The organism is Nocardioides sp. Z30_9 (genome assembly GCF_058215735.1).
Genome location: NZ_JBZAJF010000002.1, coordinates 500749 through 523801, shown reverse-complemented (window position 1 = coordinate 523801; position 23053 = coordinate 500749). Strand labels below are relative to the sequence as shown.

Genomic DNA, 23053 nt, shown 5'->3' with positions numbered 1-23053 from the left:
GCCTCAGGGAAGGGCGCGGAACCGCCAGTCCAGGGCCGCCCGGTAGGTCTGCCCCGGGCGCAGCACCGGGGAGTCGAAGTCGGGCCGGTTCGGGCTGTCCGGGAACAGCTGCGGCTCCAGGGCGATCCCGTCCCCCTGGCGGTAGAGCCCGCCCGTGGTCGAGCCGAGCACGCCGTCCAGCGCGTTGCCCGTGTAGACCTGCAGCCCGGGCTGGTCGCTGCTGAGCTCGAGGCGGGTCCGGGTGCGCGGGGAGTCGAGCGTGGCCACGACCCGGTGACCCTCGCCGCGCGGGGCGTAGTTGTGGTCGATGCCGTGGGCGGCGACGAGCTGGGGGTGCCGGCTGCGGACGACCCGGGCCAGACCCGTGGGGCGGCGTACGTCGAACGGGGTGCCCGCCACCGGCTCGAGCACGCCGCTCGGGACACCGGTCTCGTCGACGGGGAGGTAGCCGTCGGCGTCGATGCCGAGCCGGTGGTCGTCGATGGTGCCGGAGCCCTCCCCCTCGAGGTTGAAGTAGGCGTGGCTGGTCAGGTTCACCACGGTGGGTGCGTCCGTGGTGGCCTCGAATCGCACCTCGACCCGGTCCTCGATGACCTCGAACCGCACCGAGACCTCGAGCCGGCCGGGGAAGCCCTGGTCGCCGTCGGGACTCACCAGCCGCAGGGTGACGTGCCGCTCGGAGCCGTCCGCGACCGACCAGATCCGGCGGTCGAACCCGTCAGGGCCTCCGTGCAGGCTGTTGCCCCGGTCGTTGGTGCCGACCTCGTGGTCCTTCCCGTCGAGCGAGAACCGGCCCCGGGCGATCCGGTTGGCGTAGCGGCCGATCGTGCCGCCGAGGTAGGCGGTCGAGGCGAGGCGCTCCTCGACGGAGGCGTGGCCCAGCACCACGTTGCGACGTACGCCGTCGCCGCCGGTGACCCACAGCCGGTGCACGGTGGCGCCGAGATCGAGCAGCTCGAGCACCGGGCCGGGCTCGGTCCCGATGGTGAGCAGCTGGACGGGTCCGAGTGCCGAGTCGCCGAACGGTCCGGTTTCCATACCAGCACGCTAGACGACCATCACCACGCCGGGAGGGAACAGGAATCCGGGCCAGTTGGTTGTCCAAGACATCCAACCCTCTGGAGGAAACCCCTTGTCCACCCTGTTCGACCCGATCACGCTGCGCTCACTGACCGTCCGCAACCGCGTCTGGCTGGCACCGATGTGCCAGTACTCCGCGACCGACGGCGTCCCCGACGACTGGCACCTGGTCCACCTCGGCGCCCGCGCGACCGGCGGGTTCGGCCTGGTCCTCACCGAGGCGGCCGCGGTCGTGCCCGAGGGGCGGATCTCCCCGCAGGACGCCGGGATCTGGAACGAGACCCAGGTCGCCGCATGGCGGCGGATCGTGGACTTCGTGCACGGACAGGGCGCCGCGATCGGCGTGCAGCTCGCGCACGCCGGCCGCAAGGCCTCCACCTACCGTCCCTGGGCCGAGACCTCCGGATCGGTCCCCGTCGCCGACGGCGGCTGGCAGACCGTGGCCCCCTCGGCCGTCCCCTTCCCCGGGTACGACGAGCCGGCCGCCCTCTCGGTCGAGGAGATCAACGACGTCGTCGCCGCGTTCGCCGCCGCCACCGGGCGCGCGATCGATGCCGGGTTCGACACCGTCGAGATCCACGCCGCGCACGGCTACCTGCTGCACGAGTTCCTCTCGCCGCTCTCGAACCGCCGCGACGACTCCTACGGCGGATCGTTCGAGAACCGGGTCCGGCTGCTGCTGGAGACCGTCGAGGCGGTGCGCCGCGTCCTCCCGGACACCGCCCCGCTGCTGGTGCGGATCTCCGCGACCGACTGGGTCGAAGGTGGTTGGGACCTCGAGCAGAGCACCCGGCTCGGCGTACTCCTGAAGGAGCGGGGGGTCGACCTCGTCGACGTCTCCTCGGGCGGCAACGCACCCGCGTCGATCCCGGTGGAGCCGGGCTACCAGGTCCCGCTGGCCGCCGGTGTCCGGACGGCCGGGGTGCCCACGGGCGCGGTCGGCCTGATCACCGAGCCGGAGCAGGCGGAGAAGATCGTGGCCAACGGCGAGGCAGACGTCGTACTGCTTGCCCGGGCCGCGCTGCGGGAGCCGGCCTGGCCCTTGCGCGCCGCGCACGAGCTCGGCGTCGCGGCCGCGGACGCACCCTGGCCCGACCAGTACACCCGCGCCCACTGGCGCTGAGTCCGGTCCGGGGCCGGCGCCGCGCGCCGGCCCCGGCCACCTAGACGGTGGTGCCCGGGGGCAGCCGCGACCCCGAGGGGAGCGAGACGCTGACCCGGCTGTCGCGGCCGACGATCGGGATGGCGTCGGGGTCCTCGAGCTCCACCGACTCATCACCCACGTCGGCACCGTCGAGCAGCTCGCAGCCGGAGTCGACGATCGAGCGGGTGACGCTGGCGCCGCTGCGGATCACGGTGTCGGCGAAGATGATGCTCTCGCTGACCCTGGCGCCGGCCTCGACGACCACCCCGGGGCCGAGCACGCTTCGGGACACCTCACCGGCCACCACGCACCCGGAGCTGAGCAGGGCCTGGGACAGCCGAGCGTCCTCGAGCACCCGGGCAGGTTCGCGCTGCGGCTGCTGGGTCGCGAGCGGCCAGTCCCGCCGGAACAGCCCGGCGTCCCCGTCGAGCAGCTCGAGGTGTGCGTTGAGGTAGTGGTGCGGCTGGCCGAGGTCGCGCCAGTAGGCGTCGAGCTGGTGGACGTAGGCCTTGCCCCGCTCGACCAGGCGCGGGAGCAGCAGGTCACCGAAGTCACCCAGCCCGGAGTCGCCCTCGCCGTCGTCCCCCTCGTCGGGCTCGTCCGACTGCTCCCGGTGCAGCGTCTCGAGGACCTCGATGAGCACGTCCGGCTCGTAGAGGAACACCTCGGTGGCGACCGTCGTGGACGCCGGCTTCTCGGGCTTGTACTCGAACGAGGTGACCCGGCCCAGACGGTTCGCCTCGACCACGGCGTGCTCGCCGGGATCCTCACCGAAGGTCCCGGCCAGGTCGGTGGTGACCACCGTGACCTCGGCACCCTTCTCCCGGTGGGTGTCCACGACATCGCGATAGTCGAGCCGGTAGATGTGGTCGGCGCTCATCACCAGGACGAGGTCGGGGTCGGCGCTGCGGATCTGGTCACGCAGCCGGTAGAGCTCGTCGGCGTTCCCCTTGGCGAAGCCCTCCTCGTCCAGGGAGCCGGTGCCCTCCTGGGGCACCAGGAGACGGAAGCCCCCACGGGTGCGGTCCAGGTCCCAGGGGCGCCCGTTGGAGACCTGGTCCTGCAGCGCCGAGGCCTGGTAGGCCACCGAGAGCCAGACGTCGTCGATCCGGGAGTTCACCAGGTTGGAGAGCGGGAAGTCGAGCAGCTGGTAGCTGCCGGCGAACGGGAGCGCGGGCTTGGCCCGCTCCAGGGTGAGCACGTCCATGCGCCCGCCGGCGCCGCCTGCCTGGATGATGGCCAGGATCCTCGACTTGTCCATGGGCCCCATCGTGGCATCCCGCTGGCTGCCACCGCGCCGCCGGTGAAAGGCAGCCGCTCAGCTGCAGGTCAGCTCGGCCCACACGGTCTTGCCCGGCCCCGACGGCTCCACGCCCCACCGCTGGGCCAGCTCCTCGACCAGGAGGACCCCCCGGCCGTGCGTGGACTGGTCGTCCGGGCTCTCCCTGGTGGGTTCGTGCGGCACCAGGTCGGTCACCGCCAGCCGGACCACGTCGGCGGAGCGGAACAGCTCGAGGTACGCCGGTCCGCGAGCGTGCAGCAGCGCGTTGGTGACCAGCTCGCTGACCAGCAGCACCGCGGTGTCGGCGCTGTGCCCGACCACCCCCCAGGCACTGAGCTGCTCGCGGGTGAACGCACGGGCAGCGGCGACGTGCTCGGCGCCGGTGACGGCCAACGAGGCCGAGGCCGTCGGCTCGGACCCGACGTAGTCGGCGACGAGCAGGGCGACGTCGTCGCCGTGGTGGGGCCGCATCTGGGAGAGGACCAGGTCGGCGGCCGCCTCGGTCCCCACGTCGAGGCCGTCCGCCACGACCGAGACCAGCTCCTTGACCTGGACGTCGATGTCGGAGTCCCGGCGCTCGACCAGCCCGTCGGTGAACAGCACCAGCCGGTCGCCGGGCAATGCGATCCCCACGTCGACGGTCCACTCCGCATGGTCCGTGGACACCCCCAGGGGCGGGCCGCCGTACTCCGATCCGACCTCGCCGACCCGCTCCCCGCGCGCGAAGATCGGCAGCGGATGGCCGGCGCGTGCGGTGTGCACCTCGCCGGTCACCGGGTCCAGCGACATCAGGCAGCAGGTCACCAGCAGCCCCGACTGCTCCACCATCGGGTTGACCCGGCGCAGCGCGACGTCGAGCGGGTGGCCCTCGAGGAGGTAGGCGTGCAGGGCGGTGCTGACCCGGCCCATCACCGCCGCCGCGGAGAAGCTGTGGCCCTGAACGTCCCCGATCACCAGGGTGACGCGGCCGCTCGGCGAGACGACCATGTCGTACCAGTCACCGCCGACCTCCGCGTCCGCTGCCCCGGGCACGTAGCGGACCGCGACCTGGACGTGCTCGGACGGCGGGAGCTCGCTGGGCAGCAGCGAGCGCTGGAGCGTCCGCGAGGCCTCGGTCAGGGCGGAGACGTGCTGGCTCAGCTCGACCCGGGCACGCTTCTCCGCCGCGTAGAGGCGGGTGCGCTCCAGGGTGCCGGCGAGCTGCTCGGCCACCGCGGACAGCATCCTCAGGTCGTTGTCGCTGAACTGCTTCGCGCGGGTCCAGGTGAGCGCGATCGCCCCGATCCGGGAGTCGCTGATCCGCAGGGGCAGCGCCGCGGCCGCCTCGATCCCGGGAAGGTCGCCGACCAGGGTCGGGTAGCGCTCGGCGAGCTCGGCGCGGTCCGAGACGGTGACGATCTCGCCGGTGAGGACGGCGTCGCGCCCCAGGCTCGGGGCCGTCAGCGGCACCCAGCCGAAGTGGGCGTTGTTGGCGAGGTCCTCCTGGACCGCCGCCGGGATCCCGTTGGGGTACTTCGAGCGCAGTGCTCGGAAGCCCTCCCCCTCGAGCCGGTAGACGCCCATCCGCTCGATCCCGAGCAGCCGCTTCAAGGTGTCGGTCATCGCGTCCAGGGCCTCGTCCTCGCTCAGCGCCATGGCCAGGCGGGAGGTGATCTCCTGCAGCAGCTCCAGGCTCTGGGCGCGCTCCTCGGCGAGCTGGCGTGCGGCCGTCTCGGCCTCGAAGAGGCGGGCGTTCTCCACCGCGACCGCGGCGTGGGCGGCCACCACCGCGATCGCCTGCTCGATCTGCTCACCGAAGACGTCTGGTTCCGGGTGCCCGAACAGCAGGGCGCCGATCGGGGCACCGTTGCGCCCGACCACGGGGGTGCCCAGGTAGCTGCGCAGCGCGAGATGGCCCGGAGGGAGGCCGGCGAAGCGCTCGTCGAGGGCGAGGTCGGGGATGCGCACGGTGCCGGTGCCGGTGAACGTGGGCTCGAAGAGCGCGGTGATGCGGGGTGCGCGCATCGCCGAGAACTGCTCGCCGTCGGCCCCGGAGAGCACGTGGAGGTGGTAGCTGGCGCCGCTGGCGTCGACCTCGTTGTAGAAGAAGGCGCCGAACTTGGCGCCGGAGAGCCTCGTGCCCGCGTCCGTGACGGTCTGCAGGACGCCGCGCAGGTCCAGGTTCGAGGTGATCGTCTCGGTCAGGTGGACCATCAGGTCCGGCATGGCGTCCGCAGGTCGCGATGAGCCGTCGCTCGGCGACGGCGACTCAGGGCCGGTGGGGGACTGGATGACGAACTCACTTCGAGGGTGCGGGGGGCGGCCTCGACCAGGGGACCCGGCCGTGGTGTGGGGAGCACCCTAGCGGGCGTCGCCGGCAATCAGCACCGGGGCGGGTGATGATGCGAGACCGCGACCGTCTCTTCCACCTGGCCACGACCGCACCGGGCCGGGCCGTGAGGCCGGGTGGCGGTCAGCGACCGGTGATCGTGAGGGCGGCGTCGACGATGGAACCGACGTCGATCCCGTGGATGCGGTAGGCGTCGTCGAGGCTGCTGGACTGCCCGAAGTCGCTGACGCCCAGGCACCGGATCCGGTCCCCACGGGCACCGGCGAGGAACGAGAGCGTGTGCGGGTGGCCGTCCATCACGGTGACGATGGGCGCCGGGAACCTGCTCGGGAACAGCGTGCCGAGGATGTCGTCGCCCCGGGCCGACCCGACGGTGCCGCGCTGCTGGAACGAGCGGAAGAGGAGGTCCGGGCTCGTCAGGCAGACCACGCCGGCGCGCACGCCCTGGCCTTCCAGTGCCGCGGCCGCCTCGATCACCTCGGGCATCATCGCGCCCACGCCCACGAGCGTGACCTGCTCCGTCGCCGGGTCGTGGCCGGTGATGCGGTAACCGCCCGCGACGGCCTGCTGGCGCCGTCGCTCGAGCAGCAGCTCGTCCTCGGGTACGGCGGCCAGTGCCTGGTCGATCGGGCGGGTGGAGAGCCGGAAGTACGACGACGTCCCGCCCTCGATGCCGACCCTGGACATCGCGGCGAGCATGGTCCACTCGAGGTCCTGCGCGAAGGCCGGCTCCCAGGCGATGCACTCGGGCTGCTCCAGGCCGATCGACGGGGTGGTGATCGACTGGTGGGCCCCACCCTCCGGCGCGAGCGTCACCCCGGACGGCGTACCGACGATGATCGACTGGCCACCGGAGTAGATGCCGTAGGACCAGGGCTCCAGCGCCCGCGCCACGAACGGGTCGTAGAGCGTCGCGATCGGGATCAGGCGCTCACCCCAGCGCGACCAGGTGGCGCCGAGCTCGCCGAGCAGGCTCACCAGGTTGACCTCGGCGATGCCGAGCTCGATGTGCTGCCCGCTGGTGACCTCGGACCACTTCAGCACCCGCTCGGCGTCGTCGGCGAACCAGTCGAGACGGTCCGCGACGGACCAGACCCCGGTCTTGTTGATCCAGCCGCCGAGGTTGGTGGAGGACGCGACGTCGGGACTGCAGGTCACCACCCGGTCGGCGACCTCGGGCGCAGCCCGCTTGAGGTCTCCGAGGAAGCGGCCGAGCGAGGCCTGGGTGGAGATGGGCGCCTTGTGCGCGCGAGAGAGCCGGCTCGGGACCGCCACGGTCGGCCGGGCCACGACGGGCGGGCGGGCCATCACCTCGCCGCGTGCCGCACACAGCCGCGCGGCCGCTGAGCCGGGCGGGAGGCTCGCCCACGGGTCGTCGAGGTCGGTGCCGCAGGCGCGGGCGAGCTCCTGCATCTGGTCACCGGTCAGCAGGGCGGAGTGGTTGTTGGGGTGCCCCTCGGTCGGGAGCCGGCGGCCCTTGACGGTGTAGGCGAAGATCACGCTCGGCCGCGTCTCGTCGAGCGTCCGGTAGGTGTCGAGCAGCAGCCCGATGTCGTGACCACCGAGGTCCCGGACGGCGTGGGCGAGCTCCTCGGCCGGCAGCGAGGCGAGCAGGCTGCGCAGCCCCTCCCCCGCGTGCGCACCGGCGATCCGCTCGGCGATCTCGCCGGCGTCGACCCGCAGCAGCCGCTGGTACTCCTCGTTCGGCATCTCCTCGAGCCGCTGGCGGAGCTCTTCGCCGCCGGGACGACCGAAGAGCTCGGCGATCGCCCGGCCCCACTTCAGCGTGATCACCTGCCACCCGGCGGCCTCGAACATCCCCATCAGGCGGTGGATCTGGACGTCGGGCACCACCCGGTCCAGCGACTGCCGGTTCAGGTCCACGATCCACAGCAGCTCACCGAGCCGTGCCACCGAGGGGTCGGCCACGGCCTCCCAGATCGCCCCCTCGTCGAGCTCGGCATCTCCCAGCAGGCTCACGAACCGGCCGGCCGCGGGGGCGCTGGAGAAGTGCGAGCTGACGTAGCGGTGCGACATCGCCGCCCACAGGGCCGCCGTCGCGCCGATGCCCACCGACCCGGTCGAGAAGTCGACGGTGTCGGGGTCCTTGCGCCGGCTCGGGTAGGACTGGAGACCGCCCTTGGTCCGCAGCGTCGGCAGGTACTTCGCGTCCAGGTCGCCCAGCAGGTGGTTGATCGCGTGCAGCACGGGCGAGGCGTGCGGCTTCACCGAGACCCGGTCGAGGTTGGTGAGCTCGGAGAACCACAGGGAGACCATGATGTCGACCATCGAGGCGCTGGAGGCCTGGTGCCCGCCCACCTTCACGCCGGACTCGTTCGGCCTGCCGCGGTTGGCCGCGTCCACGATCGCCGTGGAGAGCCAGAGCACCCGCCTGGCGATCTCCTGGAGGGCCTCCAGGTCGGCGGAGGCAGGGTCCGCAGTGCGAAGGCTCGAGTGCAGCGTCGAGGTGTCCAGCGAGGCCATGGGTGCTCCGATCGGCGTGGGGTTCACGGCTCAACGTCGTACGTCGCCGGATCGTGCGCAATATGTGAGAACCCAAAACGCCATTGTCTGCCGCTTTCAAGCGCTGAGAATTCTTTCCACGCATCTTTCCGCCCTCTGAGCGTTAGGATCGGCCTCATGCCGTCCCTGGAGATCGACCACGTGGATCGCCAGATCCTCGACCTGCTGATCGAGGACGGGCGCCGCACAGTGCGCGAGATCGCGGACATCGTGAACCTCTCGCCGAGCCCGGTCCGGCGACGGATCGAGCGGCTCGAGCGACGCGGGGTGATCACCGGCTACACGGCACTGGTCGACGAGAGCCAGCTCGGAGAGACGATCGAGGCCTTCGCCGAGCTGCGGTTCACCGGGAGCACCGAGGTCGAGGCGATCACCGCGTCGGCCAAGGACATCCCGGAGGTGATCGCGATCTACACGGTGGCCGGGGACCCGGACGCGATCGTCCACTTCCGGATCGCCAGCCTCCAGCACCTGCACCGGCTCATCGACCAGGTCCGGCGCGACGGCAACGTGATCGGCACGAAGACGCTGATGGTGCTCGACTCCTGGCGCCGGGGCGAACGCTCGACCCCCTGAAAACCAAGGACTCCCGAACCCAGGTCGTGAGTTCGGGAGTCCGCGACGTCTTGCGACATCACATTGGCGGTGGCGGAGGGATTTGAACCCTCGGTTGACTTGCGCCAACAAACGCTTTCGAGGCGTTCTCCTTAGGCCGCTCGGACACGCCACCGCCGGGAAGGCTACCGGACGCCCTCGGTGCGGCTGAAATCAGGGCGACTGGCGCTGTGCGTCGAAGAACCCGCGCAGCAGGGCGGTGCTCTCCTCGGCGAGAACTCCGGCGATCACCTCGGGGCGGTGGTTCAGCCGACGGTCCCGTACGACGTCCCACAGCGAGCCGACCGCGCCCGCCTTCTCGTCGTACGCCGCGAACACGACCCGGTCGACGCGGGCGAGGACCGCCGCTCCGGCGCACATCGTGCACGGCTCCAGCGTGACCACCAGGGTGCAGCCGGTCAGGCGCCACTCGCCGCGTGCGGCTGCCGCTGCGCGGAGCGCCAGGATCTCGGCGTGCCCGGCGGGATCACCGTCGCGCTCGCGGACGTTGTGCCCGCTACCGATGAGCTCACCGGTGTCCGAGACCACGACCGCGCCGATGGGCACGTCGCCCGAGGGGGCCGCCAGCCGTGCCTGCGCCAGGGCGGCGCGCATCGCGGGCTCCCAGGCGCCCTGACCCAGGGTCGGGCTCACCCGTCGATGCCGACCAGCTCGTCGAACTTCGCTCCGAAGCCCGCCGTGGCAGCGAGGTCGCTGAGGATCTCGTCGGGGAAGAGGTCGTAGTCGTCGAGCAGCGCGCCCATCTCCCGCGCCGACATCCCCATGTCCTCGAAGATCCCGAGGTCACCGGCGGGCTCCTGGTCGTCCTCGTCGTCGACGTGCACGCCGAGGTGGTCGACGGCCGAGCGGGCCAGGCTCCAGTCGGTCGCGGCCGTCGCGTCGGAGAGCAGCACCCGGACCAGCGACCCCTGGGCGCGCACCAGGAGCACGAAGTCCTCGGCCACCGAGATCAGCGCGAGCGCGCCGTTCTCACCGGGGTAGCGACGCAGCTCGCTCGCGATCGTCTCGACGTCGTCGAGAGAACGTTCCGGAAGCTCGGCGAGGTTCCAGGTGCCCTCGTCGCGGTAGGCGACGACGGCGAGGTCGACCTCGCCAGCCCCGGCGTCAGACACCTGTGCCATGGCGCACCACCTTCCGGATGCAGTTCATGCTCGCTGCAATCCTCGCAGACCACAGCGCGCAGACCAACGCCAGCACGCGGACCACTACCGTGTACGCATGCGCCTGCACGTCGTTGACCACCCGTTGATCTCCCACAAGCTGACGATGCTGCGTGACAAGGAGACGGCCTCGCCCGAGTTCCGGCGCCTCACCGAGGAGCTGGTGACCCTGCTGGCCTACGAGGCGACCCGCGACGTCCGCGTCGAGGCGGTGCAGATCCACACCCCTGTCGCACCCACCCAGGGCGTCAGCCTCTCCCGGCCCCGCCCGCTCGTGGTCCCCATCCTGCGGGCCGGTCTGGGCATGCTCGAGGGGATGATGCGGGTGATGCCGTCGGCCGAGGTCGGCTTCCTGGGCATGGTCCGCAACGAGGAGACGCTGCAGGCCTCGACGTACGCCGAGCGCCTGCCGGCCGACCTCTCGGGCCGCCAGTGCTACGTCCTGGACCCGATGCTGGCCACCGGCGGGACCCTCGCGGCGGCCATCCGGTTCCTCACCGACCGCGGAGCAGACCACATCACCTGCATCTGCCTGCTGGTCGCCCCCGAGGGCGTGCAGAACCTGGAGAACGAGCTGGACGGGCTCGAGGTGCCGGTCACGGTCGTGACCGCCGCGCTCGACGAGCGCCTCGACGAGCGCGGCTACATCGTGCCGGGGCTCGGCGACGCCGGCGACCGGCTGTACGGGTTGGCCCACTAGGGCTCTGCAAGGCGCCCGGGCAGTACCGGGCGCCCGGGCTCAGAGGGCCTTGACGGCGTTCAGCAGCTTGCCCATGGAGTCCTTGGCGTCACCGAAGAGCAGGGTGGTGTTCTCCTCGAAGAGCAGCTCGTTCTCGATGCCGGCGAACCCGGGCCGCATGGACCGCTTCATGAACACGACCTGCTTGGCCTCGTCGGCGTTGAGGATCGGCATCCCGTAGATCGGCGCGCCGGGGCTGGTCTTCGCCGCGGGGTTGACCACGTCGTTGGCGCCCACGACCAGGACGACGTCGGCGTCCTTGAAGTCGCCGTTGATCTCGTCCATCTCCTTGAGCTGCTCGTAGGGCACCTGCGCCTCGGCCAGGAGCACGTTCATGTGACCCGGCATCCGGCCCGCGACGGGATGGATCGCGTAGTCGACCTCGGTACCGCGCTCGGAGAGCACGTCGACCAGCTCGCGCAGGGTGTGCTGCGCCTGGGCGACGGCCAGCCCGTAGCCGGGGATGACGATGACCCGGTCGGCGTACCCGAGCATGATCGCGACGTCCTCGGGGTTCGCCGACTTCACCGGGCGGTCCGAGGCCTCGCCAGCGCCGAGGGTGGAGCCACCCTTCAGCGCGCCGAAGAGGATGTTGGCCACCGAGCGCCCCATGGCCCGGGCCATCAGCATGGTCAGGAACGTGCCGGAGGCACCCACGAGCGTGCCCGCGACGAGGAGCACGACGTTGCCGAGCACGTAGCCGCCGGCGGCCACGGTGAGACCGGTGAACGCGTTGAGCAGCGAGATCACGATCGGTACGTCGGCACCGCCGACCGGCAGCACCAGCAGCAGGCCGAAGACGAGGCCGACCAGGCCCAGCACGACGCCGACCCACATCGCCGGGTCGAGGACCAGCTGGGTGGACAGGCCCACCCCGGCGACCAGGCCCACGCCGAAGGCCAGCGCGAGGCCGGGGAAGACCAGCGGCGCCGAGGACATCAGCTCCTGCAGCTTGGCGAAGGTGACCACCGAGCCGGAGAAGGAGACCGAGCCCACGAAGATCGTGAAGGCCGTCGCGGCGAGCACGAACCAGTTGACGTCACTGCCGTGCTCGACGATCTCGCGCAGCTCCAGCAGCGCGACCAGGGCCGCAGCCCCGCCGCCGACGCCGTTGAACAGCGCCACCATCTGCGGCATCTGGGTCATCTGCACCCGCCGGGCGCCGACGACACCGCCGATGGTGCCGACCGCGATCGCGCCCACGATCAGCGGGACGTGGTCCAGGTCGAGGTAGAGGAACGGCACCACGCACGCCACCACGGCAGCAGCGGCACCGATCAGGTTGCCCGTGCGGGCGGTCTTCGGGCCGGAGAGACCCTTGAGCGCGAGGATGAAGCAGACGGCGCAGGCCAGGTAGACCAGCTGGACCCAGATCGGAGGAGTGCTCACCTGGTCACCCCGTTCACTCCGCCGGTCGAACCGTTCGCTCCGCCGGTCGAGCCTGTCGAAACCGGTTTCTTCCGCTTGCGCACGAACATCTGCAGCATCCGGTCAGTCACCACGAACCCGCCGACCATGTTCACCGCCGCGAGCACGATCGCGATCAGCCCGATCACGAGGGCGAAGGTGTTGTCGGTGGTACCGGTGACGATGATGGCGCCGAGCAGGATGATCCCGTGGATGGCGTTCGCCCCCGACATCAACGGGGTGTGCAGGGTCGAGGAGACCTTGGAGATCACCTCCACACCGACGAAGACGCTGAGGATGAAGATCGTCAGCCAGACAGTGGCGTCGTTCACTTGTCGTCCTCGGAGTCGTAGGGGAGATCGAGCTGTTCGCTGCCGAGGCCGCTCCCGGGTGGCCCGGACGACTCAGCCCGCAACGGCTCCGTCACGGGCGTGAGCGGTCCCTCGATGGCCTCCCGGGTCGGCTCGTGCACGATCCGGCCGGCATGGGTCACCGCGGAGCCGGCGACCACCTCGTCCTCGAAGTCGGGGTCGAACCCACCGTCGCGCGTCATCAGGGTGAGCAGGCTGACGAGGTTCTGGGCGTAGAGCTTGGAGGCCGGGCCGGGCATCTGCGAGGGCACGTTGGCCCCGCCCCAGACCTGCGCGTGGCCGATCCGGACGACCTTGCCGGGCACGGAGCCCTGCACGTTGCCGCCGGTCTCGGCCGCGAGGTCGACCACCACCGAACCGGGCTTCATCTGCTCCACCATCTCGGCGGTGACCAGCATCGGCGCGGTCCGTCCGGGGACGGCGGCGGTGGTGATCAGCGCGTCCGCGTCGGCGATGTACGGCGCGAGCGCGTCCATCTGGCGCTGCGCGCGGTCCTCGCTCATCTCCCGGGCGTAGCCGCCCGTGCCCTCGAGGGTCTCGAGCTGCAGGTCGATCGCCTTGGCGCCCATGGAGCGGATCTCCTCGGCCGCGGCCGCGCGTACGTCGTAGGCCTGCACCACCGCGCCGAGGCGCTTGGCGGTCGCGATCGCCTGCAGGCCGGCGACACCGGCGCCGAGCACGACCACCTGCGCCGGCTGCACGGTGCCCGCGGCCGTCATGTTCAGCGGGAAGAAGCGGCGCAGCAGCCCGGCAGCCACGATCGCGCAGCGGTAGCCGGAGACCAGCGCCTGCGAGGACAGCGCGTCCATCGACTGCGCCCGTGAGATGCGCGGCACCAACTCCAGGGCGAAGGCGGTGACGCCGAGGTCGCGCAGGTCCACGACCAGGTCGTGGGAGGAGCCGACGGGGAGGAAGGACAGCACGGCGGTCCCCTCACGCAGCCGCCGGGCGCGGTCGATGCTGAGCGCGTTCACGCCGAGCACGACGTCGGCCTCGGTCAGCGCGTCGTCGGTGAGCACGGCGCCGGCGTCGGCGTAGAGCTCGTCGGCGTACTCCGCGCGGACACCCGCACCGGGCTCCACCAGCACCTCGTAGCCGAGAGCGGTCAGCTTCCCGACCAGCTCAGGGACCATCGCGACCCGCGACTCACCGTCACGGACTTCCCTCACCACAGCGATCTTCACGCGTCAGAACCTAGTGGACCGCAGTGACCGTTCCGGGCTTTGAGATCGCGGTCACACCGGAAACTTCACCGGTCGGTGCGGCCTCAGGCCATCCCGACGCCGGCGAGGTGCCCGATGCCGTAGGTGATCGCCATCGCCAGCACCCCACCGCACACGTTCCTGACCACGGCCGGGCGCAGCCTGGCGCCGCCCATCTTGGCGCTGGTGAAGCCGGTCAGGGCCAGCGCGACGGTCACCGCGGCCACCGTCACCACCGCACGCAGGCTGGGCGAGAACAGCAGGATGGTGACGAGCGGGAGGATGGCGCCGAGGGTGAAGGAGATCAACGAGGCCCAGGCCGCCTGCCACGGGTTGGTCAGCTCGTCCGGGTCGATCCCGAGCTCGATGTCCAGGTGCGCGCGCAGGGCGTCACCGCCCGTCAGCTCGACGGCGACCTGTTTCGCGAGGTCGGCGCTGAGCCCCTTCTGGCGGTAGAGCTCGGCCAGCTCCGCCAGCTCGTCCTCCGGCTCCTCGGCGAGCTCGCGGGTCTCCTTCTCGATCAGGGCCCGTTCGGCGTCACGCTGGGTGCTCACCGAGACGTACTCCCCCGCTGCCATGCTCATCGCGCCCGCGACGAGCCCGGCGAGCCCGGCCACGAAGATGGTCTGCCGGTCGGTGGTGGCGCCCGCGACGCCCATCACCAGTCCCGCGACGGAGACGATCCCGTCGTTGGCGCCGAGCACCGCCGCGCGCAGCGCGTTGAGCTTGCCGCTCACCGACTCCGAGTGTGGCTCGTCCGCGTGCCCACCGATGGGCGGGACCTGTACGGCGGGAGGGGAAGACATGACCACCATGCTCCCGCCCCGGAGGAGGCCCCGCAACGAAGGCGAGGCTCCACTCACTCCGGCCCGAACCCCCGGGCTCGTCAGGCCGGACGGGTCAGGCCGGACGGGTCAGGCCAGCATCTCCTCGACCCAGGCCGGCACGAGCTCGGTGGCAGGTCCCTGCCGCACCTGGGCGAAGTCGCTGAACGGGTCGGCCGCCAGGTTGAGCTCGAGGGTGTCGGCCCCGTTGCCGATCGCGTAGTGCACCAACGCGGCTGCGGGGTAGACGGTCCCGGACGTGCCGATGGCGACGAACAGGTCGCAGTCGAAGACCGCCTGCTGCAGCTCGTCCATGCCGTAGGGGACCTCCCCGAACCAGACGATGTCGGGCCGCAGGGACCGGCTTCCGCACGCGGGGCAAGGGGGACGGTTCCCGAGGTCGCCGTCCCAGTCGAAGCGCCGGTCGCACGCTCTGCACCAGGCCGCGCGGAGCCGACCGTGCATGTGGTGCACCTGGCGGGAGCCACCCCGTTCGTGCAGGTCGTCGATGTTCTGGGTGACCAGGTAGAGGTCCTCACCGAGGTGCTCCTCGAGCCGGGCCAGCGCGACATGGGCGGCGTTGGGCTGCACCCGCCCGAGCACCGCCCGGCGCTCGTCGTAGAACCGCTGCACCAGTTCCGGGTCGTACGCGAAGGCCTCCGGGGTGGCCACCGTCATCGGGTCGTGGCCGTGCCAGAGACCGTCGGCGTCGCGGAAGGTGGGCAGGCCGCTCTCGGCCGAGATCCCGGCACCGGTGAGCACGACGACCTTCACCAGCGCAGGCTATCGGTCCGGGCCGGCAGGTCGGATCCCCTGCGGCCCGGACCCTGATCGCCCTAGCTGCGAACGGCTCGGGCCACCACCGGCACCACGGTGAGCAGCGGGATCAGCAGGACCGCTCCGGTCAGGACGGCGTAGGACACCAGGTCGACCGGCGGCACCGCGGCGCCGAGCAGCCCGCCGCTGACACCGAGGACCGCGGGTACGACGGCGACCGTGCCGATCACCCACGCCGCCAGGCCTGCGACCACCGCCTCGACCGTCGCCATCGCCAGCAGCTGGCGGCGGGTGGCGCCTGTGCGCCGCAGCAGGTCGAGCTCGGCACGCCGTCCGGCCGTGGTCAGCACCAGGGCGTTCGCGGCGGCGATGCCCACGAACAGGAGCAGCGCGAGCAGCAGGAACGTGGACAGGTCGCGGCCGGCGTCGCCCTCGACGGTCGCGGCGTCGACGTACTGGCTCTCGGTGAGTGCGGTCAGCCCGAGGTCCTCGACCGCGGCTCCGGCGCCGGGGCCGCTCGTGCGGACCAGCACCGTGTCGGGCTGCACCTCGACCCCGTGGGCCGTGGGTGTGCCCTCGCCGACGAGGTAGGAACCGAAGCCCAGGCCGCGGTCGTAGACGGCGACCACCGTCGCTGCGGACTCGGTGTCGCCCCAGCGGAGCATGAGCTTCTCGCCGACGTCCTTGCCGCTCTCCAGGCGGGCGTCCCGGCTGATCGCGACCGTGTCCTTCTCGTCCAGGCGGTCGAGGTCGCCCTCGACGACCCCGGGGTCGAGCGTCTTGTGCACGCCCTCGGCGGGCAGGGCGCGGGCCTGCACGGCCTCCCAGGAGAGTGCGGAGAACCCGGGGACGTCCTCGTCATCGACGCGCACCTCCGCGGGGACCGTCGCCAACGGGGCCACCGAGGTGACGCCGGGAAGCGCCGTGAGCTCGGGAAGCCGGTCCTCGAGGTCGCCGCCGGTGACGACCAGGTCGGCGCGCAGACCGTCCTGGAGCTGCCGGACAGCGGCGGCCGAGACGGTGTCGTCGACCGTGCTCTGCACCGCACCCACCGAGATCACCAGGGCGAGCGGGACCACCGCGGTGGTCAGCCTGCGGGAGAAGCCACGGGTGTTGGCCAGGGCCAGCCGGGTGGCCGGTCGGCCCCGGACCCTGCCGGTGGCGCCGAGGACCCACGCCACCAGCACGGGCCCGCCGAGGGCGGCGGCGCCGACCAGCAGGAACGCCGAGACCGCGGCCGCGGCGCTGCCGATCGCGCCGGGCACCACCAGTGGGCTGAACGCGGCGACGAGCCCGCTGACCGCCACGACGACGGCCGCCGTCCGGCGGACCGGCCCGATGCCGGCCGGCTCCACCACGCTCTGGCGGACGGCTGTGGTCGGCGGGGTGCGCAGCGTCTCGCGGGTCGCGAGCCGGGCGGCCACGAATGCGACCGGCAGCAGGAGCAGCGTCGCCCCCAGGACGGGGATGGGCGTGATGGCCATCTCGAAGCCGGGGTCCACGATCTCGCCGTCGGCGAGCATCGGGGTGAGCAGCCGGACCCCGAGCAGGCCGGGTACGGCGCCGAGGGGTGCGGCGACCAGGGTGATCAGCACGACCTCGTAGCCGACCAGTCGTCGTACCTGCTGGCGGGTCGCACCGACCGCGCGCAGCAGGGCGAAGTCACGCTGCCGCTGGCGCAGGCTGAGCGAGACGGTCGCGGAGACGACGAAGACCACGAGCAGCACCGCCGTCCCGGAGAACGACGTGGCCAGGGCGACCAGCATCGCGCCGTCCTCGCCGGCGCGGGTGCCGGCCTCGATCAGGGCACCGGTGCCCGAGAGCAGGAGGCCGGCGAGGGTGAGGACCAGGAAGGTTCCGGCCAGCGCGGGCAGATGTGCCCGGGCCCCGGAGCGAGCCAGACGCCACATCGTGCTCACCGCCCCAGACCGAGCATGCGGGCGGTGACCTGCTCGGCGGTCGGGTCCTCGAGCTGGTCGACGAGGTGGCCGTCGGCGAGGAAGAGCACCCGCTCCGCGGTGGCGGCGACCTGCGCGTCGTGGGTCACCACGACCACGGTCTGCCCCAGCCGGCGGGCGGTCTCGCGCAGCAGCGCCAGCACCACCGTGCCGGTGCGCGAGTCGAGCGCGCCCGTCGGCTCGTCGGCGAAGACGACCGTCGGCCGGGAGAACAGCGCCCGTGCGATCGCGACCCGCTGTGCCTGCCCGCCGGAGAGCTCGCCGGGGCGTCGGTCCTCCATCCCGGACAGGCCGACGGCGTCGAGCAGCTCTGCCTGCCAGCGCAGGTCCGGCTCGTGACCGGCCAGCATCACCGGGAGCTGCACGTTGTCGGCGACGCTGAGGTGCGCGACCAGGTTGTAGGACTGGAACACGAAGCCGACGTGCTCGCGGCGGAAGCGGGTCAGCGCGTCCGGGGAGAGCGTGCTGATGTCGCGCTCGCCGACGGCCACCCGGCCGCTGGTGGGGACGTCGAGGCCGGCGGCGCAGTTGAGCAGGGTGGACTTCCCGGAGCCGGAGGGGCCCATCACGGCGGTGAACGATCCGGTGGGCAGGCTCAGCGAGACGCCGCGCAGGGCGTGCACCGGCTCGGCGGCCCCGTCGTACTGCTTGTGCACGTCGAACAGCCGGACGGCGACACCTGACGTGGGTGGTGGGCCGGTCCTGACACCGGTCTGGGTGCCGGTCTGGGTGCCGGCCGTGGTGCCGGTGTGGGCGGGGGTGGAGGCAGTCATCGGGGACTCCTGGGTCGAGGTCTGGGTACGCCTTCGACGCTAGGGATCCGCACCGGTGTCCCGCGAGAGCCGTTGGATGGAGATCGTGAGGTTGCATCCTTCGATGCAAGCGGCTCAGTCGGGGACTGCTGCGACCTTGTTCTGGTAGGCCCAGACTGCAGCCTGAAGCCGGGAACGCACGCCCAGCTTGGGCATCATCCGGGCCAGGTGGGACTTCACCGTGGAGGTCTCCAGGAACAGCTCTGCGGCGATCTCGTCGTTGGACATGCCCTGGGCGAGGAGCAGCAGGATGTCGAGCTCGCGGGCGGTGAGCAGCTCGGAGGCGCGCCCCGCGGTCACCGACCGGGTCTCGCGTCGGGTGACCACCTCGCGCAGCACCCGCTTGGTCAGGGCGTCGTCGAGGGTGCCGTTGCCACGGGCGACGGTGCGTACGGCGGCGACCAGCACCTCCGGCTCGGCGTCCTTGAGCAGGAACCCGGACGCACCGGCCTCGAGCGCACCGAACAGGTAGTCGTCGATGTCGAAGGTGGTGAGCACCAGCACCGGGACCGGGTCCGCGACGCCCGGCCCGCACAGCTCCCGGGTGGCGCTGATGCCGTCCTGCCCGGGCATCCGCACGTCCATGCACACGACGTCGGGACGCCACTTGCGCGCCGCCGCGACCGCCTCGTGCCCGTCGGCGGCGAGCGCCACCACCTCGATGTCGGACTCGGCGCCCAGCAGGGTGCCCAGCCCGGCGCGCACCAGCGGCTGGTCGTCGGCGACCACGACCCGGATCATGCGTCCTCGCTCTCCCGCTCGGGCCCGTCCGGGCCGGCCTCGAAGTCGTGTTCCCGCGGGATCCGGAGCGTGACCTGCCAGCCGCCGTCGGCCGTGGAGCCGTGCTCCAGGCTCGACCCGGTGAGCTCGGCCCGCTCGCGCATCCCCACGAGCCCGAATCCTTCCCTGCTCGCGGGGGCCGGGGCCACGTCGGGGGCCTCGTTGCGCACCGAGACCAGCACCGCGTGCGGGTCGCGGTGGTCGACCACGACCTCGGCGCGTGCGCCGGGTGCGTGCCGCGCGGCGTTGGAGAGCGCCTCCTGGACCATCCGGTAGGCGGCGAGCTGGGCGAGCGGGCCGACACCGGTCGTCCTGGAGTCACCGAGCACGGTGAGGCCGACGTCACGGCCGGCCGCGGTGGCGTCCTCGACGAGCGCGGAGACGCCGGCCAGCGACTCCGGGCGGGTCCGGGTGGGGTCGGTGGAGTCGGCGTCCTGCTCCCGCAGCAGGCCGACCAGCCGCCGCAGGTCGCGGAGCACGGAGGTGCTCTGCCGGCGTACCTGCGCGACCGCGTCCTTGGCGCCGGCGGGGTCGGAGTCGATCTGGGTGCCGATGGCCGCGGTCATCACCGCGATCCCGGAGAGGTGGTGGGCCGCGATGTCGTGCAGCTCGCGGGCCATCGCGGTGCGCTCCCGGGCGACCGCGGCCTGCACCAGCGCGTCCCGCTCGCGGGCGAGCGCAGCGACCTGGCTCTCCCGCGCCAGCCGGGTCTCGCGGCGGGCCACGAGGAGGACCGCGACCACGAGCGGCAGGCCGATCGTGCTCAGCCCCTGGAGCAGACCCGCACCGATGGCGGCGCCGGGACCGTCCCCGGTCCGCAGCGCGGCCGCCGTGACGCCGGCGACGACGAGTGCTGCGGCGCCGAGGAGCACGGGCCAGGCCTTGGAGACCGGGTACCGGAGCCCGACCGAGAGCACCCCGACGAGCACCGCCAACGTGGCCACGCCGGTCGCGTCACCCAGTCCGCAGGCAGCGGCCACGGGGACGCCGGCGGCCACGGCGAGCAGCACGGCACGGGGCGACGTACGCCGCCACCGCAGCAGGGCGCCCTGCACCAGGAGCGTCACCACCCCCAGCCACCAGCCGAGCCCACCGGTCTCGGGCAGCACCAGCGCCGACACGGGGTCCGCCGCGTCGAGCACGGGCGCGGCCGCCAGCGCGGCGACCGAGATCACCGCGCAGGAGACCGCGACCAGCCAGTCACCGGTCCGGCCGGGGACAGGACCGTTGCCTCGACGACTCACGCCCGGCAGCCTACGGCGCGAGCCCGCGCGGCTGCCGCGCCCAAGGCTGATGTCTAGGCGGGCCGGGAGGCGGCGAACAGGCCGTCCACCGTCTCCTGCTGGTCGAGCGCGAACGCGAGGTCGGCGAAGCCGTCGGTCCGGTCGCCGAGGACGGGACGCACCACCAGGTCCAGCTTGGCCCGCAGCTGCTCGTCGGTCATCGGCTTCGCGGTGCTGCCGGTGGCGTGCTCGATCACGACCTCCTCGATGGTGCCGTCGACGAGCTCGGCCCGCACCGTGCAGGCATCCTTGGCCACCGAGGCGTCCAGGGTGGCGCTGACCTTGCGGCGCAGCTCGACCACCTGCGGGTCAGCGGCCCGCTCGTCGGTGTACTGCGCCGGTCCGGCCGCGCCGTCGAGCAGTCCGATGGCGAAGCAGTGGTAGACGGAGAACTTGCTGCGCAGGCCGGACTCGGGCTCCTGGACCCCCATGACGTCGAGCACGACGGGGTGCACCACTGCCTCCACCGACACGATCCGCGAGGGATCGATCCCACGGTCGCGCAGGACGACGGCTGCGTCGATGACGGGGTGGCTCACGATCCCGCAGCTGTAGGGCTTGAACGCGTTGTCGTCGGTCTCCCAGGTGGTGCCGAGGTCGCGCACCATCTCGTCGAGGTCGAAGCTCGGCGACATCAGGGCAGCGAGTCCACGCCGGCCCTCGATCGCGGCGTCGGGACCGGTGAAGCCGCCGGCCGCGAGCAGGGCGGCCTCGACGCCGTCGGCGGCTGCCTTGCCGGGGTGGAGCGACTTGGTCATCGAGCCGAGCTGCTCGGTGTGGGCCGATGCCTGGGTCGCGGCGAGGGCGAGGACGTGCCCCATCCGCTCCGGGTCCAGGCCGAGCAGGCGGCCGGCGGCGAGGGCGGCCCCGAGGTGTCCCATCGTCCCGGTGACGTGCCAGCCGCGGTCGAAGTGCGGCGTGCCCAGCCCGTTGCCGACCCGGCTCGCGACCTCCACGCCCACCACGACGGCGGTGAGGACGTCCTGCCCCGAGCGGCCCTGCTGCTCGGCGACGGCGAGCGCGGCGGGGACGACCGGCGCACCGGGGTGCAGCACCGTGCGCAGGTGGGTGTCGTCGAAGTCCTCGACGTGCATCGCCTGACCGTTCACCAGTGGCGCCCAGGTGATCCCGAGCCGCTCGGAGCGACCCAGCACCGAGCTGTTCCCCTGGAGGCCGAGGCCGGCCAGGGTGCGCAGGGTCCGCTCCACCGCGTCGTGGCGGCTGGCGCCAACGGCGAGTCCGGCCACGTTGCCCGCGGTACGGCGCGCCGCTGCCCGGGTCGTCTCCGGGACGTCGTCCCAGGTCAGCTCGCTGGCGAAGCGGGCCAGCTCCTCGGTCACCGCTCGTGCGTCGGTCATGAGTCCTCCGGGGTGATGGCGGTCAGCAGGGCGGTGACGGTGGAAGAGGTGACCAGGGAGCGGGTCGCCTCGATGATCTGCGGTGCGCACCCGGGCATGGCCTGGTCGACCAGCGCCGTGGTCTTGGCGTCCAGCTCGGCATCGGTCATCGGCCGCTCCAGGCTGCCGCGCGCGTCGGTGACGCTCTCGGCGACGACCCGGCCGTCGGCGAGGTCCACCTCGACGGTCGCGGCTGCGCGGGCAGTGCTCTCGTCGGGCACCAGGGTGGTCCGCGAGCGCATCTCGACGAGCTCGTCCGCGCGGACTCGTTCGTCGTCGTACTGCCGGAGGCCGACGACGCCGTCGACCAGTCCGGCAGCGACGCCGTGGATCGTGGAGAACCGCGCAGCGAGCCCGGTCTCGGGCGTCGGGTTGCCGGTGAGCTCGACGACGAGGGGGTGGCAGCGCACCCGGACAGCGACGGGCTCCGCGCCATCGAGCACGGCGTGCAGCCGCTCGGCGGCCTCGATCGCCGGGTGGCTGACGATGCCGCACGGGTAGGGCTTGTAGGTGTTGTCCAGGAGCTCCCAGCGCTCGCCGAGGCCGTCGGTCAGCCGGGTCAGGTCGACCTTCGGGGTGAGGCAGGCGTAGTAGCCTCGCGGGCCCTCGAGGGCGGTCGGCGAGCCGGTGAAGCCCTCGGCGGCCAGGCTCGCGGCGAGCAGCCCGTTGGCGCCGGCCTTGCCCGGGTGGAAGGGCTTGACCATCGTCCCGAACCCTTGGCGGTGGCCCAGGGAGAGGCTCGACGCGATGGCGATCGCGTGCCCGAGCTGCTCGTCGTCGAGGTGCAGCAACAGGCCGGCGGTGACGGCGGCGCCGATCCCGCCGACGGTGCCGGTGATGTGCCATCCCTGGTCGTAGTGCCACGGGGTCATCGCGACGGCGACCCGCAGCTGGGCCTCGATGCCGAGCGCCACCGCGTCGATGAGCTCGACACCCGGCACGTCCTGGCGGGAGACGAGCGGCAGCGCGGCGGACAGCACGGCCGCAGCGGGGTGGACGACCGTCGCGAGGTGGGTGTCGTCGAAGTCGTCGAGGTGGGCGGCCGAGCCTGTCGCCAGCGCTGCGCCCATGGCGTCGAGCCGCTCGCGCCGGCCGGGCACCGGGCAGTTGCGCTGCGTCGTGTCGGTGCCCAGGGACGTCGCGACGAGGATGTCGATCGCCTCGTAGCCCGACGCCCCGATCGAGGTGCCGAGCACGTTCAGCAGGGACCGGGTGGCCTCGTCGCGAACCGTCGGACTCAGTCCGGACCTGCTCAGCTGGGTCAGCCCGCGGGCGAGCTCTCGGGTGGTCGTCATGGCTGCTCCGGGGTCGACAAGGCTGTGCCTCCGTGGGCTGGATGGGGAAGTCGGGAGCCAGACGCCGGTTGGCGC

20 protein-coding genes and 1 tRNA gene are annotated in these 23053 nt (G+C 72.4%); 3 read left to right on the top strand and 18 right to left on the bottom strand.

Annotation, left to right across the window (positions count from 1 at the left end; genetic code table 11):
- Window positions 1-3: 3 nt before the first annotated feature.
- A complete protein-coding gene (locus AC4BGB_RS13180) occupies window positions 4-1038 on the bottom strand; it encodes an aldose epimerase family protein (RefSeq protein ID WP_490547335.1) in 1035 nt (344 codons plus the stop codon).
- A 94-nt stretch (window positions 1039-1132) separates the two neighbouring features.
- On the opposite strand from AC4BGB_RS13180, the gene AC4BGB_RS13175 reads away from it, so the two are divergent.
- A complete protein-coding gene (locus AC4BGB_RS13175) occupies window positions 1133-2203 on the top strand; it encodes an NADH:flavin oxidoreductase/NADH oxidase (RefSeq protein ID WP_490547334.1) in 1071 nt (356 codons plus the stop codon).
- A gap of 40 nt (window positions 2204-2243) precedes the next feature.
- On the opposite strand, the gene AC4BGB_RS13170 is transcribed toward AC4BGB_RS13175, so the two are convergent.
- The 3 genes from AC4BGB_RS13170 to AC4BGB_RS13160 all read right to left on the bottom strand — a co-directional run bounded on the left by AC4BGB_RS13170 (window position 2244) and on the right by AC4BGB_RS13160 (window position 8319).
- Window positions 2244-3485 (bottom strand): glucose-1-phosphate adenylyltransferase family protein, encoded by a 1242-nt coding sequence (locus tag AC4BGB_RS13170; protein ID WP_490547333.1) that lies wholly within the window; start codon window positions 3483-3485, stop codon window positions 2244-2246.
- A gap of 57 nt (window positions 3486-3542) precedes the next feature.
- A complete protein-coding gene (locus tag AC4BGB_RS13165; protein ID WP_490547332.1) occupies window positions 3543-5711 on the bottom strand; it encodes a SpoIIE family protein phosphatase in 2169 nt (722 codons plus the stop codon).
- Between the two features lie 247 nt (window positions 5712-5958).
- The gene (locus tag AC4BGB_RS13160; protein ID WP_490547331.1) at window positions 5959-8319 is read right to left on the bottom strand and encodes a thiamine pyrophosphate-binding protein; all 2361 of its coding nucleotides are present in this window, start codon (window positions 8317-8319) and stop codon (window positions 5959-5961) included.
- Between the two features lie 156 nt (window positions 8320-8475).
- Here AC4BGB_RS13160 and AC4BGB_RS13155 point away from each other — a divergent pair, with 156 nt between their 5' ends.
- Window positions 8476-8934: an Lrp/AsnC family transcriptional regulator gene (locus tag AC4BGB_RS13155; protein ID WP_490547330.1), complete on the top strand. Its 459-nt coding sequence runs from the start codon at window positions 8476-8478 to the stop codon at window positions 8932-8934.
- Between the two features lie 64 nt (window positions 8935-8998).
- On the opposite strand, the gene AC4BGB_RS13150 is transcribed toward AC4BGB_RS13155, so the two are convergent.
- The 3 genes from AC4BGB_RS13150 to AC4BGB_RS13140 all read right to left on the bottom strand — a co-directional run bounded on the left by AC4BGB_RS13150 (window position 8999) and on the right by AC4BGB_RS13140 (window position 10094).
- Window positions 8999-9088, bottom strand: a tRNA-Ser gene (locus tag AC4BGB_RS13150).
- A 38-nt stretch (window positions 9089-9126) separates the two neighbouring features.
- The gene (locus tag AC4BGB_RS13145) at window positions 9127-9567 is read right to left on the bottom strand and encodes a nucleoside deaminase (RefSeq protein ID WP_490548438.1); all 441 of its coding nucleotides are present in this window, start codon (window positions 9565-9567) and stop codon (window positions 9127-9129) included.
- Between the two features lie 35 nt (window positions 9568-9602).
- Window positions 9603-10094: a tRNA adenosine deaminase-associated protein gene (locus AC4BGB_RS13140; protein WP_490547329.1), complete on the bottom strand. Its 492-nt coding sequence runs from the start codon at window positions 10092-10094 to the stop codon at window positions 9603-9605.
- Between the two features lie 97 nt (window positions 10095-10191).
- Between AC4BGB_RS13140 and upp the strand changes: the two genes are divergently transcribed.
- Window positions 10192-10833, top strand: coding sequence for a uracil phosphoribosyltransferase (upp, locus tag AC4BGB_RS13135; RefSeq protein ID WP_490547328.1), 642 nt, complete (start codon window positions 10192-10194; stop codon window positions 10831-10833).
- Window positions 10834-10872: 39 nt separating this feature from the next.
- Here upp and AC4BGB_RS13130 read toward each other — a convergent pair whose 3' ends face one another.
- The 11 genes from AC4BGB_RS13130 to AC4BGB_RS13080 form a co-directional block, all read right to left on the bottom strand.
- Window positions 10873-12261, bottom strand: coding sequence for an NAD(P)(+) transhydrogenase (Re/Si-specific) subunit beta (locus AC4BGB_RS13130; RefSeq protein ID WP_490547327.1), 1389 nt, complete (start codon window positions 12259-12261; stop codon window positions 10873-10875).
- Entirely contained in the window at window positions 12258-12611 is a 354-nt protein-coding gene (locus tag AC4BGB_RS13125; RefSeq protein ID WP_490547326.1) for an NAD(P) transhydrogenase subunit alpha part 2, read from the bottom strand. Before AC4BGB_RS13125 ends, AC4BGB_RS13130 begins: the two co-directional genes overlap by 4 nt.
- The gene (locus AC4BGB_RS13120) at window positions 12608-13834 is read right to left on the bottom strand and encodes a Re/Si-specific NAD(P)(+) transhydrogenase subunit alpha (protein WP_490547325.1); all 1227 of its coding nucleotides are present in this window, start codon (window positions 13832-13834) and stop codon (window positions 12608-12610) included. Before AC4BGB_RS13120 ends, AC4BGB_RS13125 begins: the two co-directional genes overlap by 4 nt.
- An 83-nt stretch (window positions 13835-13917) precedes the next feature.
- Entirely contained in the window at window positions 13918-14658 is a 741-nt protein-coding gene (locus tag AC4BGB_RS13115; RefSeq protein ID WP_490547324.1) for a VIT1/CCC1 transporter family protein, read from the bottom strand.
- A gap of 108 nt (window positions 14659-14766) precedes the next feature.
- On the bottom strand, window positions 14767-15450 hold the full coding sequence (locus AC4BGB_RS13110) for an NAD-dependent deacylase (RefSeq protein WP_490547323.1): 684 nt from the start codon (window positions 15448-15450) through the stop codon (window positions 14767-14769).
- 62 nt (window positions 15451-15512) lie between these two features.
- Window positions 15513-17363, bottom strand: a complete 1851-nt coding sequence (locus tag AC4BGB_RS13105; protein WP_490547322.1) for an FtsX-like permease family protein — start codon at window positions 17361-17363, stop codon at window positions 15513-15515.
- 5 nt (window positions 17364-17368) lie between these two features.
- Window positions 17369-18184 (bottom strand): ABC transporter ATP-binding protein, encoded by an 816-nt coding sequence (locus AC4BGB_RS13100; RefSeq protein WP_490547321.1) that lies wholly within the window; start codon window positions 18182-18184, stop codon window positions 17369-17371.
- Between the two features lie 114 nt (window positions 18185-18298).
- Window positions 18299-18964 carry a response regulator gene (locus tag AC4BGB_RS13095; RefSeq protein ID WP_490547320.1) on the bottom strand — a complete coding sequence of 222 codons (666 nt, stop codon included), beginning with the start codon at window positions 18962-18964 and terminating at the stop codon, window positions 18299-18301.
- Window positions 18961-20247, bottom strand: coding sequence for a sensor histidine kinase (locus tag AC4BGB_RS13090; RefSeq protein ID WP_490547319.1), 1287 nt, complete (start codon window positions 20245-20247; stop codon window positions 18961-18963). The genes AC4BGB_RS13095 and AC4BGB_RS13090 overlap by 4 nt, the downstream gene beginning before the upstream one ends.
- Before the next feature lie 53 nt (window positions 20248-20300).
- Window positions 20301-21644 (bottom strand): MmgE/PrpD family protein, encoded by a 1344-nt coding sequence (locus AC4BGB_RS13085; protein WP_490547318.1) that lies wholly within the window; start codon window positions 21642-21644, stop codon window positions 20301-20303.
- Window positions 21641-22978, bottom strand: coding sequence for an MmgE/PrpD family protein (locus AC4BGB_RS13080; RefSeq protein WP_490547317.1), 1338 nt, complete (start codon window positions 22976-22978; stop codon window positions 21641-21643). The genes AC4BGB_RS13085 and AC4BGB_RS13080 overlap by 4 nt, the downstream gene beginning before the upstream one ends.
- Window positions 22979-23053: the final 75 nt, after the last annotated feature.